Below are 14,752 nucleotides of genomic sequence, written 5' to 3'. Positions count from 1 at the left end.
CACCGCTCTGCCCCACTTCTGCGGGCGTGTACCTCGAGTCAGAATCAGACATCAGCTCTCCCCCTGTTGCTCAGCACCGTGGCCCTGGTGACACAGGCTCGAAACCTGCACTTCTCAGGCCAGGTTGACCTTGTTGTCTGCTTCGGCGTTCTGATACGCACCCATCGTCTGATTGGACTTCTTTCCGAAGTCGTCGACGAGGTCCTCGATCTTGTCCACAATCTTTTCAATGTCTCGTTTGACCTCGCTGTGAGCATCGCGCAGGTCACTTTCCTCCTTGAACCCCTTACCCAGCGAACCTGGCTTGAGGTAGGTGGAGTCCTTCGCCTTTGACTTGGGCCCGCCCATGTCCTTGATCACCTGGTTGAGTTCCTTGACCACCTGGTCAAGGGCGTCCAGGTCCACCCCGTACTGATCGCCGGACAAAGCTTCCTCCCCAATGACGTGTTCTGAGGCACTGCCCACGTGCGCAAGTCGCATCGACCGACGCCCTCACGGCACAACACGAGGCGAGCGCACCTGTAGACAACTGTAGCCGTCAGCTTGATCCCACCCAATATGGGTGTGCGCGATTGTGACGCGCTCACTACAGCAACCGCCCGCTATGCAAGCGAAGTTGAGGATGAGGCCGGATTGCACTCTTTGCCACAGGTGCAGGTAGGCCGACCCGTCAACACGGGCCAAGGCCGCGCCCGGTGCTTGATCTGTGCACCGAACGCGGCCATGCGGAATGCTCTAACGACTGAATCGGGGCTACGGTCCGTAGTGGCCCTGACCGGGCGGCGGGCCCGGATAGTGGCCGCCTCCGTGTACCTGGCGTTCACGCTTCTTGCGCTTGGCACGTACGACGAGGAGTACGACGCCGAGGACCAGGAGCAGGAAGACACCGATCACGGCAGCGGCGACGAACACCGCGCCATCGTCGTCCGAGTCCGAACCGGACGCCTGGTCGGGCGACTTGGGCGCCTCGTCGTCGTACAGGCCACCGTCGGGGGTCTTCAACGGGCCCTGCTTCGAGCCGGCCGGAATGTCAGCAGTCAGTGCCTCGTAGGGCTGAATGATCCCGTAGCCGTACTTCGGATCCGCCTTGTCCTCCGTCGCGCTGCCTGCCCGCTTGGCGGTCTTGACGAGGCGGTTAGCCACCTGACCTGCGGTCAGGTCGGGGTACTTGGCACGAATGAGAGCGGCAGCACCAGAGACGTGCGCCGCAGCGTCCGAGGTTCCAGCGCCCGTACTGTAGGGCTTAGTAACGGCCGCCACCTGCATATCTACGCCCGGGGCCGTAAGCATCAAATGTTCGCCGTAGTTGGAGTCTTCCCAGACCTCACCATTCTTGTCCACCGCTCCCACAGCCAGGACACCTGAAGCAACAGCAGGTTGGTACGGATTGCCCGAGCCGCTGTTGCCGGAGCTAGCTACCAAAAGCACATCGTGCTCGGCGGCGTATTTGATTGCTTCAATATCATCGTCGCCTGGCTCACCCGCCGTTCCGAACGACATGTTGATGATCTTAGCGCCTTGGTCAACAGCATACTTCACGGGTTCCAGGTAAGAACCAACGACCTTGTCGTCACCTGTCTTGGTCTGCTTGATTGGAAGGATCTTCGCGTCTGGAGCTATTCCTTTGACCCCCGCGGAGCCATTAGCTCCATGACCGTGGCCCGCGATGATCCCAGCCATTGCAGTGCCATGATCATTCGTAGATTCACGGTGCGCCGGACCGGTGCCCGTGAAATCCTTTCCTTCAAGCACGTTCCGCTCAAGGTCGGCGTGGCTTCCGTCAACCCCATCGTCAATGACCGCAACCGTCACACCTTTGCCCGTTGATTCCTGCCACGCCTTCTCGGCGTTCAGGTAATCCAACGACCATTGATTCTCTCTGACCTCGTCCGCTGCGGCAGGGGTCGCAGTCGCGAACAGCACAGCCCCCGCACATACCGCGCCGCCCACTGTACGGAGTGCGCGAGAGATGAACATTGCTCCAGCCTTCCTTCTTGTGAGCCCGTCACGCCAGCAACGGGCTCACAGCCTATTTGCGTTGTGCCACATGAACTGGGGTCAGTCGACAATCCGTGGGGCGACAGTCTTGTTAGGCACCCAGGTTTCCTCGTCCTCGACAAGGTAGTCCGGACGCTCTTTCCTCTCCTTGTCGTCCTTGCCAGCAGTGCCCCGAGTGCCGGGCGCGCCCATCATGCCCTTGCCCTTCTGGCCTGCTGCCTGCTTGCCGCCACGGCTTCGGTGCAGTCCGGAACCACCTTGTGCGCGGGCCGCGCCCTTACCCGCGGCACCGACAACTCCGCCTCGCTGCTTGGCGAGTGCGCCGCGGCCCGAGCCGCCCTTTTTGTTGTTGCCACCTTGCCGCGCACCCGCGCCACCCCCCATGCCCGGGGCGCCCATACGACCTCCGGTGCCGGCAACACGACCACCGGCCCCTCCGGCCCGCATTGCTGCACCCCCAGCACCCAGAGCGCCGGGCGTGCCGATCCCGGTGCCATTCGCAGCTCCGGTCGGAGCACTGCCAGTCGACAAGCCGCCAAGATTACCGGCATTGACCCCGCCACCGCCGACACCCGGTCCTGCCGAGTTGAGACCGGTCCCCACCTGCGGACCCGACTGACCACCGGTGCCGATGCCGCCGGTGATTCCATCCGGTCGAGGGCTGGTCGGCGTCTGAGTGTTGATACCCGTACCATCAAGTCCAGTGGGCGTCGACATCGGCTTGACATTCTTCTGGTCAATTCCGCCGCCGGGGAACGGCACTACCGCGGGCACACCGCCGTCGTAGTCCGTGTCGTCGAAGTTCGGGTCTCTGAAGTTCCGCCCACTGGACTGAATCGATTTCGCGTAGGTGCGGTAGCCGCCGCCGACGTACTCCAGCGCGATCGCGGCCTTCAGCGCACGCTCTTTGCCCTCGGAGAGTTCCGTGGCGTGTTTGTCGAGGACTTCTTGCGTGGGCCGCCCGGCAGCGATGTCCGCGTTGGCCCCCGAGTCGTCCCGGCCGCCCTTCTTCCCGAGAGTGACCACCTGGACGACTACGTTGCCCGTCTTGTCCGCAGCACGGTCCAGCTTCCCGGGGTCCTTCACCTCGTTCAACTGGTTGATGCCGGACTGCAAAACGGTCGCGACGTTTCGCATCGGCTGTTCCATCGCCTTGGCACGGGAGGCCGCTTCGGCGATCTTCTTGCTGATCTTGTTGGCGCGCTTGCGGAAGCCCTCCGCGGCGTCACCGGACCAGTGCTCAAGAACTTCAGCGACGGCCTTGTCGAAGTCGTCCTTGAGGTTGCCCTCGGACTCCACCAGCACCTTGCTGATCCAGCCCCAACTGTCCGCGACCTTGCTGACCGTCTTCGGGTCGGCACCGTCCAGCATCGCGCGGAGCTCGCCGAGCTCCTTGTAGGCGAACGTCGTCTTGTGCGGCTCTGGCCAAACGCTCCCAGCGCTCATCTCATCCCCTCCATCCGAACGGAACCTGCCGCCACTTCACGGTCAACCCGGCTCATTACTTCTCCGGGTTGACCGCATTGGTCGCGTCGTACTCTCGATCCTCGTACGCACCGCGGGTCTTGGCGGTCTTCTTCGCCAAGTCGTCGATCAAGTCCTCTAGCTCCTTCAGGATCTGATCCTCGAGAATGATCTTCACGCGGTCGTGCTCGATGCGGATTTCCCTCTCTTCGCCGAACCCCTTGCCAAGCGCTCCGGCGGGAAGGTGTGTGCTGTTCTTCGCGTCGCCCTTGGTCTTGGACATCGCGCGCAGGACGCCGTTGAGCTTCTTGCCCACGTTGTCGAGAGCTTCCAGATCTACTGCGTAGTCGCCCTTAGCCATTGATGGCCTCCCCGTGAAGGTTGTGTGATGTCTTGCGGCGCCAGTCGCGGATGGCGATGGAGGTGCCGACGACGACGGCGACACCGAGTACGCCGCCGGTAAAGATGTAGAGCCCGTAGCGGACGCGGCGCTCCTGGGGGGTTTCGCCGAGGACGACGGGGGCCGGGATGATGTTGTCCGCGTTGACGCCGGTGTTCTCCGCCTTGTCCGGCGCGGGGGGCCCGGCGGGGGGTTCGCCGTCCCCGCTCAGCGCGGCCATCGGGTCGACCACGCCCCAGCCGACGTAGTTGTCGCGGTCGAGGCTGGCCCGGTCGGCGGTCTGCTGGAGGTGCCAACTGACCTGCTTGTAGTCCCACTTGGGGTACTTGGCGCGTACGAGGGCGGCGACGCCCGCGACGTACGGTGCGGCGAAGCTGGTGCCGTTGTCGACGCAGTGGCCGGCGCCGGGAACGGTGGAGACGATGTCGATACCCGGCGCGGCGATGTCGACGGCTTTGCCGGACTGGGAGAAGCCGGCGCGCTCGTTGTTGCGGTCGGAGGCGGCGACGCCGAGGACGCCGGGGATGGAGGCCGGGAAGTTGTCCTTCTCCTGGCCGGAGGCGCCGTCGTTGCCCGCGGAGGCGACGACGAGGATGTTCGCCCGTTGCGCACGCGCCACGGCGCGGTGCAGGGGCGAGTCGTCGGCGAGTTGGGCGCTGGTGCCCTGCGAGATGTTGATGATGTCGACCTTGCGGCTGATCGCGGCGTCGATCGCCTGCACCATCGTCTTGACGGTGCCCTTGACCTCGTTGTCGTTCTGCCGGATCGGGAAGAGGGTCGCCTCGGGCGCGATACCGACGAAGCCGGTGCCGTCCGCCGGGCGGGCTGCGATGATGCCGCCGACCTTGGTGCCGTGGCCGGCCTGGTCGGAAGTGCCGTCGCCCTTCTTGGTGATCACGTCGCGGCCCTTGGACACCGCGCTCTTGAGCTGCGGGTGCTGGTTGTCGGTGCCGCTGTCGATGACGGCGACCTCGACGCCCTTGCCCTTGGTCTCCTCCCAGATCTGGTCGAAGAGAAGGCGCTGGAGAGCCCACGGGGTGCCCGCGATCGGGTCGGCGGGGAAGTCGCACTCGCCGTTGTTCAGGACGGTTCCGGGGTCGTCGTTCTGCGCCCTCGGCCCTTCGTCCGCCTGGGCCGGCAGAACGGGCGCACCGAACAGACCGGTGACGCACAGCGTGATCACCGCTGTGCGCGCGCTGCGGCGCAGCCGCCCGGTTCGCTCTCCTGTGGCTCGGTGTCCCACGAGTGTTCCGCTCTTCCGTTTGCGAGTAGTGATCCGGCTCCGCCGAGGCGGACCTGGTGGTGGCGACGGCGGTGCTCCTGTGTGCCGGCACCGGGCCGGAGCCCCGAGCCGAACGGACCACCGCTGCCGTACGGACCACCACTGCCGTACGGCTTCAACTTCGCGCGGGCGGCGGTCCGTTGGAGGCGACCGCGCGCACCGGACGGGCGTCGTGCGGTACGCGACGGTGCCCGACCCAGGTGAGGGCGGACGCACTGTCCCAGCGCGCCCGCCCCTCGGCCCGGAAGTGCGGCGTGCGTACGACGCCGCGCCGGGCCGATCGGAAGTCCGAGGAGTGCCTCAGCTCCAGATACCCGCGTTCTTGCGCTCGGTGGCGTCGTAGTTGTCCGCCGCGGTGTCGAGTGCCTTGGCGATGGAGAGCAGCGTGGCGTGCAGGGAAGCGGCACGCTTGTCCCACTCCTGCTGACGCTGCTGGTAGCCCTCCTTCGCGGAGCCCTCCCAGCTCGCGGCGATCTTCTTGACGCCGCTCTCCAGCTCGTCGAGCTGGGAACGGATGTTTCCGGCGGTGGTGCGCACATCGCTGGAAGCCTGCTTGATGGTCTGGACGTTTACCAGAATCCTGCCGGACATGGTCTCTCCTCGGGGAGTTGAAGTGATCTGGGTGCGGTGACGTCCCGTGCGGCCCTCACGAGGCGCGGGAGATCAACGGGGGCGGATCACCCGAAGGGCGAGGACTCGCCTGCCGACTTGGTGACGATCTGACGCTGCTCCTCCTCGGAGGCGGCGTAGTTCTTGGTCGTGGCGTCGATCGCTTCCTTGATCTCGCCGAGCACCTGGTTGAGCTTGGTGGCGTCGGTGTTCACCTGGCTCTGCATGGTGTTGAACGAGGTCGCCGCAGCACCCTGCCAGCCACCGGTGACCGTGTCGACGACGGTCTGAAGTCGCTTGATCTCGCCCTGGATCGAGCTGTTGACAGAAGAGATCTTGTTGCTGAACGCAACCATCTCTTCTTCGGTCGTCGTGAATTTTCCGCCCATAAGTCAACGTCCCCCATGAGACTCGCACCTTGACCACGGTGCCGCCGAGGCCGCGCTGCCGTGGTGGCACCCCCTTGTCGGTGCCCATAACAGCCACTGTAACCACTGGGTCCGACACACCCAATGAGAGGGCTGCCTATTGTGACGCGTTCACTACACTTCCCAACTACCCAGGAATGCAAGCGAATTAGCCCATCGAAACGCCAATGCGGACACGGTGGACGGAACCGCTCCACCCTCCCCGGTGACACAGTCGATCTTCCGCCCGGGATGCCGGGCTACGGCCCGACGATCGGCCCCGATTCACCGTCGCCCCGATGGTCACCTCCGGCCCCACGTGTGCTCAGCTCCTCGATCCACGGAGGCACGGTCGCGCACCGCCGCAGCCTCCCGCTGTTACCCGTGGTGCTCGGGAACTCGCCGCACCGATGGCCGCGAGCGTCGGCGCCGGGAGCGGAAACGCCGGCGGCCGGCGGGGCAACCGCCCGCCGGCCGTGGGTGCGTGACCGCGCCCGGGGGCGCTCGGCCTCAGGAGCCCTGTGGCTGCTTGGCGTCGGCCGTGTTGAGGCTGGGGCCGCGCGACAGCAGCTTCGACCAGACCTGGGGAACAGCCGGTGGCTGTGCCAGATCGCCGTAACCGAGCCTGATCTGGGCCTGGTTCTGGTCCTTCTCCGCGTTGCCGGCGTTCTCGGAGTTGTCGTTGTTGGCGCGCACCGAGTAGCGCAGTCCGGTGTCCGTCACCAGATAGAGCGAACCGGTGTCCTTGGACTTGCCGGTGACCTCGCGGTAGAAGAGTCCGCTGCCGGGCGAGACGTACGTGCTGCCGCTGCCGTCCACGATGGGTGCCGGGTTGCCGGTGCCGGCCCAGGTCGTCATCTCCGGGACGGAGAGCTCCTGTCCGGCGATCTTCTGGTTGCCGCCGTGGTAGACGCTGCAGACGACGCGCCTGCCGTCCTCCTCGTGGGCGTTGTTGGCCTGCTGGGTCTGCTCCTCGGGCCAGACGACCTCCTGGCCGGTGGGGAGCTTGCCCATGAACTCGGGCTCCTCCGCCTCGATGCTGGCCAGCGGCAGCACCGCGGGCTCGGGCGCCTGACCGGGGTAGGCCAACTCTCCGACCTCGCCCTGGAGCAGCAGCTTCGCGACGAACGGCGAGACGTTGGCCACGCCGTCCTTCAGTACGACGAAGTACGCGCCGTCACCCTCGACGATCCGGCCGACCTTGCGGTGCTCCTGCGGCACGCCGTCGGTGTCCGCGGTCTCGCCCGCTCCCGGCACCGGCGGGAAGAAGATCGGCAGCTCGCTCTTGATCAGCGTGTCCATCCACTCCTCGCTGACCTTCTGCGGCTCGCCCTTCTGGCCGAAGAGGATGGCGCGCAGCAGACCGTTCAGACGCTCGCGCTCCTCGGGGGTCGCCTTGTCGCCGAGCTGGTCCTGGGCGGCGGTGGCGTCCAGCGGGTGGGCCACGCCGCGGTGGTCGACCAGGTAGTCGTCGCCCTTGGGGTCCTGGACGTAGAGCGAACTGCGCTTGCCCACCTTGCCCTTGCCGCCGGCCGTGAGCTTCCCGAGGTGCTCGTCGCCGTCCTTGAAGACGAAGGTGCTCTGCTGAATGCGGCCGCCTTCGCTGCTGGCCGGACGCTCGCAGCTGGCCCAGGTCTTCTTGGCGCCGGCGTCCTTGGAGTCCGGCAGCCGGTCCGGGGCGTAGGGGATGCCGATGGTGGGGCCCTGCGGCGGTGCGTCGCCGCCGTCCAGGATGGACTCCTTGACCTTGACCACCTCGAACTTGGAGGGGTCCAGCAGGAGTCGGGCCGAGCTGAGGTTGAGGACAGGGTGCAGCAGGGTCTTCGCCTTGCCGTCGGGGCCCTTCTCCTTGCTCTTCAGCACCACGTAGCGGGTGGTGGACTTGTCGCCCACGATGACCTTCTCGCCCGGGGCGTTCCACCCCTGCGGGGCTGCGGGCTTGAGGAGCCCGCAGCCGCCGAAGCCGACAACGATCAGCACGGACAGCACGATGGTGGGGACCAGCGCGCGAACGGGACGCGGGGCGCTCTCCACCGAGCCGTTCGGCAGCGGCTTCAGGAAGGCGGCAACGGTGCGCTTGCGCGCGAAGTTGTAGGCGTTCAGCTCGTCCCGGCGTGATGCCATGGTTGCGTTGACTCCCCGTGTCCCAAGTTCTGTCGGGTGACCACTGTCCGGCGGTGCCGGCGCGCCCTCTACTATGCCGTGTGATGATCGGTCCGTACGGTCCGGGTCTCGCATCGCACAAAGCGGGGCGGCCGAGCGATGCCGTACGGCGAGCCTCGTGCGAACTGCCTTGTTCCGCAAGGGTGTCCGTTGCACACATGCGCGGCGTACCGTCATCGGTGGGACCGGTCCCGCGGACCGGCAGGGCCCGAACCGCGACGGGTTGGGCCGACACGGGCGGGGGAAGACCGACCGGGCACGCACACGCCACATCGGCGTCCGCGGCGCGCGCATCCGCGTCAGCGCCGGACGCCCAGAACTAAGGAGCAGGCCGGGGGATGTCCACCGCCACCAGGTCACGACGCCGCAGCCGAGCGCGGCAGGCACCGCCGGCCAACGGCGGCGGCGCACACCCGCCGGCACACGGCGCACCGCAGCCGAACGGGCCCGTCACACCTCGGCTCCGGGCGCAGACCGGCAGCCTCGGTGTGGTGCGGGTGCAGCAGCTCGTTCTGATCCAGGTGGCGATCGCGCTGGTGCTGGTGGGTCTCGCCGTGCACCTGATCGTCGCCGCGCTGATGACGATCCTCGGCGCCGGACTGCTGATAGCGGCACTCGGCCGATGGCGGCAGATCCCGCTGCCCGACTGGTTCGCGACGGTGCGGGCGATGAAGCGCCGCCGCCAGGCGATCACGCCCGTGCCGCCCGGGGTCGAGTCGGCGTTCGCGCCGATCGTGGAGTGCGACCCGAGTCTGCGCACGTACGAGTACATGGACCGCGAGGGGCGTCCGGTCGGCTTCGTCGGCGACGGTACGTTCCTCACCGCGCTGGTGCAGGTGGAGGCCGAGGACGAGCCGCTGCGTCCGGCGCGCGGCAGTCGTACGGTGCCGCTGGACCTGCTGCACTCGGCGCTGGAGATCGAGGACATCCGGCTGGAGTCCGCTCAGTTCCTGCAGTACACGCAGCCCGCGCCCGCGCCGCACCTGCCCGAGCGCGCGGTGGCGGCCATCTCCTACGCACCGATCCAGGCGCAGACCCAGACGCCCGCGGTGCAGATGACCTGGATCGCGCTGAAGCTCGACCCGGAGCTGTGCCCCGAGGCGGTGGAGGCGCGCGGCGGCGATCTCGGCGGCGCGCAGCGCTCGCTGCTGCGGGCGGCCGACCAGTTGGTGAGCCGGCTCAGCGGGCTCGGCCTGGACGCCCGGGTGCTCGAGGAGCGGGACCTGGTCAACGCGCTCGGCATCGCCGTCTGCGCCAGTCCGCGCGCGAACGTCGTGGCGGGCCGGGACAACCAGACCCGCCGTCGCACCGAGGAGGCCGCCCGCGCCTGGCGCTGCGACGACCGCTGGCACACCACGTACTGGGTGCGCGGCTGGCCCCAACTGGGCGTCGGCGCGGCGCCGTTGGCGGGCGTGGCGCAGCTGCTGTCCGGGAGCAGGGCGATGGCCAGCGTCTTCAGTCTGACCGCGACGCGCGGCACCCACAACGCCCACGCGTTCGCCGGCCACCTGCGCCTGGCCTGCCGCAGTGAGAACGAACTGGAGGCGGCACAGCAGGAGTTGGAGGGCCGGGCGCGTTCCGCGAAGGCGGGGCTCGTACGGCTGGACCGTGAGCAGCTGCCCGGACTGCTCGCCACGCTGCCGCTCGGAGGTACCCGCTGATGTCCACTCCCACCTATCCCCCGCAGGCAGGCGGTTGGACGGGCGACGGCGGTTGGGGAGCGGCCCGGCCGGGGCGCCCCTCGCACCTGCCCAGTCCCGAACCGGACGCGGCTCCCGCCCAGTTGCCCGGCCAGCGCCGTTCACACGCGGGCTTCGGACTGCGCGGACCGCGCGGCGACCGGCATCTGCTGCCGAAGGAGTCGCTGGGGCAGCTCAGTCTGCCGGTGGGCGACGACGGGATCGTCATCGGCGTCGACCCGCAGAACCAGCCCGCGGTGTTGAGCCTGCTGCGGCCCAAGCCGCTGGACGTCCTGCTGGTGGGCAGCCTGTGGATCGCTCAGCTGCTGGCGCTGCGCGCGGTGGCGGTCGGCGCCAGGGTCGCGGTCGAGACCGCCCGTGCTCCCGCGTGGACGCAGATGGCACAGGCGGCGGGCGGTGGCCAGCAGTCGGTCTCCGTGCACGACGTGCGGCAGATCGCGCCGCAGGGGCCGTCGGTCTCCAGCCCGGTGCTGGTCGTACGGGACTGCGGCGCGCAGCCGCCCCGCAATCAGCTCGCGCCCAGCCCCTGGCAGGGCGTGGCGACCGTGCTGCCCTTCCTCGGTCCGAAGGCGCCCCGGCTGCTCAACCGAGCGGACCTGGTGGGGCTTCAGCGGCTCTCGCCGCAGGAGACGGAGGTCGTGGCGCGTGTCATGCGGCTGCCGCGGCAGGTCGCGGCGACGATACCGACGCTCTCGGACAACGCTCTGCTGTGGTGCACCAAGGACCACCAGCAGTTCGTCCTGACGGAGCCGACGGACGCCGAGACGGGTCTGCTGGGCGCTCCCCGGCGCATGGACTGAGGCGCGGTCGCCGGTCCGAGATCCGGACGGCGGCTCCCGCGGCCGGTGGTGTGCGCACTCGACGCCCACCACCGGCCGCGGGAGCCCCGAGTGCGCCCCGCGTTCCGGCAGCACCCGCTGCCGGCCGCGGGGCGTCCCCGTGTCCGGACGGCGTCGGGCGGCGGGTACGGGGCGTACCCCGCCGGGTTGTGACCGATTCCACACCGCCGGCCCTCAACAACCCCACCCGATCGGGTATTTGCCCCGTACGGGACTGCTCGCGCCCGTCGCGCGGAATCCGTGCTGCGCACCGCGCGCCGTACGCCCGAGGGGTCCCCCGACGGATACGACCGGGCCAACCGGCGGTGCCGGCGGGGGCGTTGGACGAGCGGCGGGAGTGACACATTGACCCGGCAGTAAGGAAGAGATTGACTGGGGTGTTCGGGCCGCACACAACCACACACTTCAAGCGCTCAGCCGGAACCGGCAACGAGGCAGACCTCAGCTGCCCGGCCGTCGGTGCGAGTGACTAGGCTGTCTTCCGAGCGGCAGGAACCACAGCAGGAACGCCACTTCGGGGGAGAGTTACGACGGTGAGGCACGACCTCGTGAACAGCCGCGCCAGCGACAACCGCATGATCCGCCTGTTTCCGGTCCAGCCGTTCAGGTGCGTTTCAGTCCAGGAGGCACAGTGAACCGCGATCGGGACGAGTTCCGTCCGGAAGACGACGACGGGGACATCGAGCTGACGGGCGAGTTCCAGCTCGACTTCACCGCGCCTGCCTGGTACTCGCAGGAGAGCGGCACCGGCAGTTCGACGGGCAGGGCCTCCTCTTCGCCCCCGCCGCCGGTGGGCACCCCGCTGCACGCAAGCGGTCCCGCGGGCCCGGGCGGCCCCTCGAGCCCCGCCTTCCCGCCGGCCGGTGCGCCCCCGCAGGGCGCAGGTCAGCCCGCCCCGCCGTCCGACGCACCGACGCCGCAGGCACAGCAGGCACCGGTGGACGGCGCGGCACCGCCCGCCTTCCCCACGCTCAAGCCCGCCGACGCCCCGGACTCCGCTCCTCCGGCACCGCCGGCCGGCACCCCCGCAGCGGGTGCGCCGGCGCCGCCCGCCTTCCCGACGTTGCAGCCGGCCGACGAGCAGCCGCCCGCTGCTCCCGTCGCGGCAGCCGCGCCGGAGCGGCCCGCCGCTGCCGAGGAGTCGCCCGCCGCTGAGCCCGAGCCTGCCGCGGCGCCCGAGAGCGACGAGCAGAGCGCACGGTTCCGCAGCGGTACGGGAGTTGACCCCTCCGCGGACGTGTGGGGCGACGACGATGACGACGACGAGCCCGTAGCGGCCGCGCCCCAAAGCTCTCGGGTCGAGAGCACCGACCACGGTGCGGACGGAGAGGCCGCCCGGACCGCGGCGGACGACCGGTCGCCGGCCGCGCCGCACCAGGACCACCAGGGCCAGCCCGCCGAGCCGGCTCAGCCCGAACCGGTCCAGCCCGAACCGGCCCAGGCCCAGCCGGAGCCGGTACAGGCCGCTGCCGAACCGCCGCACGCCCCGCAGCAGCCGGAGCCGGTACAGGCCGCGCCGGCTCCGCAGCCCGAGCCCGATTCCGTACCGCAGCAGAGCGCGCCGCCGGTCGCCGCCCAGGCCCCGGCGCCCGAGTCGGCCCCGCCCGCGCCCGAGGCACAGGCGCCGCAGCACCTCCAGGCGCCGTACCAGCCCGAGCACCAGCAGCACCAGCAGGCCCCGGCGTCAACGCAGCAGGCGCACTCCGCGCCGCCCGCCGGCGGTGAGCCGTGGGGAGCCGGTGCGCAGCCCCAGCAGAGCGCGCTGCCTCCGCTGCCGCCCAACTACCAGGCCGCCGACCCCCGTCAGCAGCACGCGGCACCGCCGCAGCAGGCCCAGCAGCCCGGTCAGCCGGGCGCTCCGCAGGACGGCTACGGATACCCGCAACCGGTCCAGGCGCAGGGTCCGCCCCCGCAGCAGGGCGGTTACGGCTACCCGCAGCAACAGCCCCCGCAGCAGGGCGGTTACGGCTACCCGCAGCCCCAGCCCGCACCGCAGGCCCAGCCGGCTCAGCCCCAGCCGGCAGCGCAGCAGCCCGCACCGCAGGCACCCGAGGCGCCGCACACCCAGCAGCCCGGCCAGTACCCGCCGCAGGCCCCGCAGGGCTACGGATACCCGCAGCAGGCTCAGCAGCAGGGCTACGGATACCCGCAGCCCGACCAGGCACCGCCGCAGCAGGCACCGGGACAGCCCGTGCCGGGGCAGCCGGCGCCCGGGCAGCCTCCGTACGCGCAGCAGTCTGCCGCGCAGGGGCAGGACCCGGCGCAGTTCGCACCGCACAGCGCCGGGCCCGCGCAGCCTCCGCAGCCCGGCCCGCAGCAGTCCGCTCCGCTGAACCCGAACCCCAACCAGCCGCAGGGCGCGGGGAGTTACGGGTTCGCGCAGCCGGGCGAGCAGCAGCCGCAGCGGGCCGCTCCCGGTGCACCGCTGGGCTACGGGGCGTCGGTCGAGCTCAGCTCCGACCGGCTTCTCCAGCGCCAGCCCAAGAAGAAGAAGCCGGGCGCCAACATCAACCAGCCCTCGCGCTTCAAGATCGGCGGCCGCAAGGAGGAGGAAGAGCGTCAGCGCAAGCTCGACCTGATCCGTACTCCGGTGATGTCGTGCTACCGCATCGCGGTGATCAGCCTCAAGGGCGGCGTCGGCAAGACGACCACCACCACCGCGCTGGGGGCGACCCTCGCCTCGGAGCGGCAGGACAAGATCCTGGCGATCGACGCCAACCCGGACGCCGGCACGCTGGGTCGCCGGGTGCGGCGCGAGACGGGCGCGACGATCCGCGACCTCGTCCAGGCGCTGCCGCACCTGAACAGCTACATGGACATCCGCCGCTACACCTCCCAGGCCCCGTCCGGTCTGGAGATCCTGGCGAACGACGTCGACCCGGCCGTCTCCACCACGTTCAACGACGAGCACTACCGGCAGGCCATCGAGGTGCTCGGCCGCCAGTACCCGGTGATCCTCACCGACTCGGGAACCGGTCTGCTCTACAGCGCGATGCGTGGAGTCCTCGACCTCGCCCGGCAGTTGATCATCATCTCCACCCCGTCGGTCGACGGGGCGAGCAGCGCCAGCACCACGCTCGACTGGCTCCAGGCGCACGGTTACGCCGATCTGGTCCAGCGCAGCATCACGGTGATCTCCGGTGTCCGCGAGACCGGCAAGATGATCAAGACCGCGGACATCGTGTCGCACTTCGAGACGCGCTGCCGCGGAGTGGTGGTCGTCCCCTTCGACGAGCACCTGTCGGCGGGCGCCGAGGTCGACCTGGACATGATGCGGCCCAAGACGCGCGAGGCGTACTTCCACCTCGCCTCGCTGGTCGCCGAGGACTTCTCCTACGCGCAGCAAGCCGAGGGGCTGTGGACCGCGGAGGGCCAGGCGGCCCACCCGCCGCAGGTCGCTCCCCCGCTGCCGGGCCAGCCGCAGCCCTACGGCGCACCGGACCAGCAGGGACAGCCGCAGTACGGCCAGCCCGGTCCGTACGGTCAGCAGGGCCCGCCCCAGCAGTACGGCCAGGGCGGCGCGCCCGAGCAGCAGCCCTACGGGCAGGGCGGTCCGGCCGATCCCTACGGCCAGGGCGGCCAGGGCGGACCCGCGCAGTACGGCCAGCCGGGCCAGGGCGGATACCCGCCGGCGCAGCAGCAGTACGGCCAGGGCGAGCAGCAGATCGATCCGCGGACGGGCCAGCCGTACCCGCAGCAGAACGCTCCCTGGCCGCCGCAGCAGCAGGAGGCACCGCCGGCCGGGCAGCAGCAGTCGGGTGCCGTGCCCGCTTCCTGGACACAACAGCAGCCACCGCCGCAGTAGTTCGGCGGAGAACGGAGAAGGGGCGGAACCTCGGTTGAGGTTCCGCGCCCCTTCTCCGTTCTCCGTTCCGGCCGGGCTCCGCGGA

11 protein-coding genes are annotated in these 14,752 nt (G+C 69.5%); 3 read left to right on the top strand and 8 right to left on the bottom strand.

Going from position 1 to position 14,752, the window contains the following annotated elements:
* Positions 1 to 114 precede the first annotated feature (114 nt).
* The 8 genes from MTQ01_RS23310 to MTQ01_RS23275 all read right to left on the bottom strand — a co-directional run bounded on the left by MTQ01_RS23310 (position 115) and on the right by MTQ01_RS23275 (position 8,284).
* On the bottom strand, positions 115 to 426 hold the full coding sequence (locus MTQ01_RS23310; protein ID WP_247492822.1) for a hypothetical protein: 312 nt from the start codon (positions 424 to 426) through the stop codon (positions 115 to 117).
* Positions 427 to 753: 327 nt separating this feature from the next.
* Positions 754 to 1,863 (bottom strand): S8 family serine peptidase, encoded by a 1,110-nt coding sequence (locus tag MTQ01_RS23305; RefSeq protein ID WP_247492821.1) that lies wholly within the window; start codon positions 1,861 to 1,863, stop codon positions 754 to 756.
* A 195-nt stretch (positions 1,864 to 2,058) separates the two neighbouring features.
* Positions 2,059 to 3,444 (bottom strand): hypothetical protein, encoded by a 1,386-nt coding sequence (locus MTQ01_RS23300; RefSeq protein ID WP_247492820.1) that lies wholly within the window; start codon positions 3,442 to 3,444, stop codon positions 2,059 to 2,061.
* 55 nt (positions 3,445 to 3,499) lie between these two features.
* Entirely contained in the window at positions 3,500 to 3,823 is a 324-nt protein-coding gene (locus MTQ01_RS23295) for a hypothetical protein (RefSeq protein WP_247492819.1), read from the bottom strand.
* Positions 3,816 to 5,105 carry a type VII secretion-associated serine protease mycosin gene (gene mycP / locus MTQ01_RS23290; RefSeq protein ID WP_247492818.1) on the bottom strand — a complete coding sequence of 430 codons (1,290 nt, stop codon included), beginning with the start codon at positions 5,103 to 5,105 and terminating at the stop codon, positions 3,816 to 3,818. The genes MTQ01_RS23295 and mycP overlap by 8 nt, the downstream gene beginning before the upstream one ends.
* A 339-nt stretch (positions 5,106 to 5,444) precedes the next feature.
* Positions 5,445 to 5,735: a WXG100 family type VII secretion target gene (locus MTQ01_RS23285; RefSeq protein WP_247492817.1), complete on the bottom strand. Its 291-nt coding sequence runs from the start codon at positions 5,733 to 5,735 to the stop codon at positions 5,445 to 5,447.
* Positions 5,736 to 5,821: 86 nt separating this feature from the next.
* Positions 5,822 to 6,142 (bottom strand): WXG100 family type VII secretion target, encoded by a 321-nt coding sequence (locus MTQ01_RS23280; protein ID WP_282614042.1) that lies wholly within the window; start codon positions 6,140 to 6,142, stop codon positions 5,822 to 5,824.
* Between the two features lie 528 nt (positions 6,143 to 6,670).
* On the bottom strand, positions 6,671 to 8,284 hold the full coding sequence (locus tag MTQ01_RS23275; RefSeq protein ID WP_247492815.1) for a type VII secretion protein EccB: 1,614 nt from the start codon (positions 8,282 to 8,284) through the stop codon (positions 6,671 to 6,673).
* A gap of 377 nt (positions 8,285 to 8,661) precedes the next feature.
* Between MTQ01_RS23275 and eccE the strand changes: the two genes are divergently transcribed.
* The 3 genes from eccE to MTQ01_RS25190 all read left to right on the top strand — a co-directional run bounded on the left by eccE (position 8,662) and on the right by MTQ01_RS25190 (position 14,667).
* Positions 8,662 to 9,984 (top strand): type VII secretion protein EccE, encoded by a 1,323-nt coding sequence (gene eccE, locus MTQ01_RS23270; protein ID WP_247492814.1) that lies wholly within the window; start codon positions 8,662 to 8,664, stop codon positions 9,982 to 9,984.
* On the top strand, positions 9,984 to 10,823 hold the full coding sequence (locus MTQ01_RS23265) for a hypothetical protein (RefSeq protein WP_247492813.1): 840 nt from the start codon (positions 9,984 to 9,986) through the stop codon (positions 10,821 to 10,823). The genes eccE and MTQ01_RS23265 overlap by 1 nt, the downstream gene beginning before the upstream one ends.
* 670 nt (positions 10,824 to 11,493) lie before the next feature.
* Positions 11,494 to 14,667, top strand: a complete 3,174-nt coding sequence (locus tag MTQ01_RS25190) for an SCO5717 family growth-regulating ATPase (protein WP_308294435.1) — start codon at positions 11,494 to 11,496, stop codon at positions 14,665 to 14,667.
* The last annotated feature ends 85 nt before the right edge of the window (positions 14,668 to 14,752 follow it).

It is taken from the genome of Streptomyces sp. XM4193, from assembly GCF_023072595.1.
Lineage (GTDB): Bacteria > Actinomycetota > Actinomycetes > Streptomycetales > Streptomycetaceae > Streptomyces.
The sequence above is the reverse complement of the archived record's forward strand: the minus strand, read 5'-3'. Positions and strand labels throughout refer to the sequence as shown.

Bases quoted from the DNA above. Each gene is read 5' to 3' on its own strand.
- MTQ01_RS23295 (WP_247492819.1), bottom strand. From the start codon at position 3,823: ATGGCTAAGGGCGACTACGCAGTAGATCTGGAAGCTCTCGACAACGTG.
- MTQ01_RS23300 (WP_247492820.1), bottom strand. From the start codon at position 3,444: ATGAGCGCTGGGAGCGTTTGGCCAGAGCCGCACAAGACGACGTTCGCC.
- MTQ01_RS23280 (WP_282614042.1), bottom strand. From the start codon at position 6,142: ATGGGCGGAAAATTCACGACGACCGAAGAAGAGATGGTTGCGTTCAGC.
- eccE (WP_247492814.1), top strand. From the start codon at position 8,662: ATGTCCACCGCCACCAGGTCACGACGCCGCAGCCGAGCGCGGCAGGCA.
- MTQ01_RS23275 (WP_247492815.1), bottom strand. From the start codon at position 8,284: ATGGCATCACGCCGGGACGAGCTGAACGCCTACAACTTCGCGCGCAAG.
- MTQ01_RS23265 (WP_247492813.1), top strand. From the start codon at position 9,984: ATGTCCACTCCCACCTATCCCCCGCAGGCAGGCGGTTGGACGGGCGAC.
- MTQ01_RS23285 (WP_247492817.1), bottom strand. From the start codon at position 5,735: ATGTCCGGCAGGATTCTGGTAAACGTCCAGACCATCAAGCAGGCTTCC.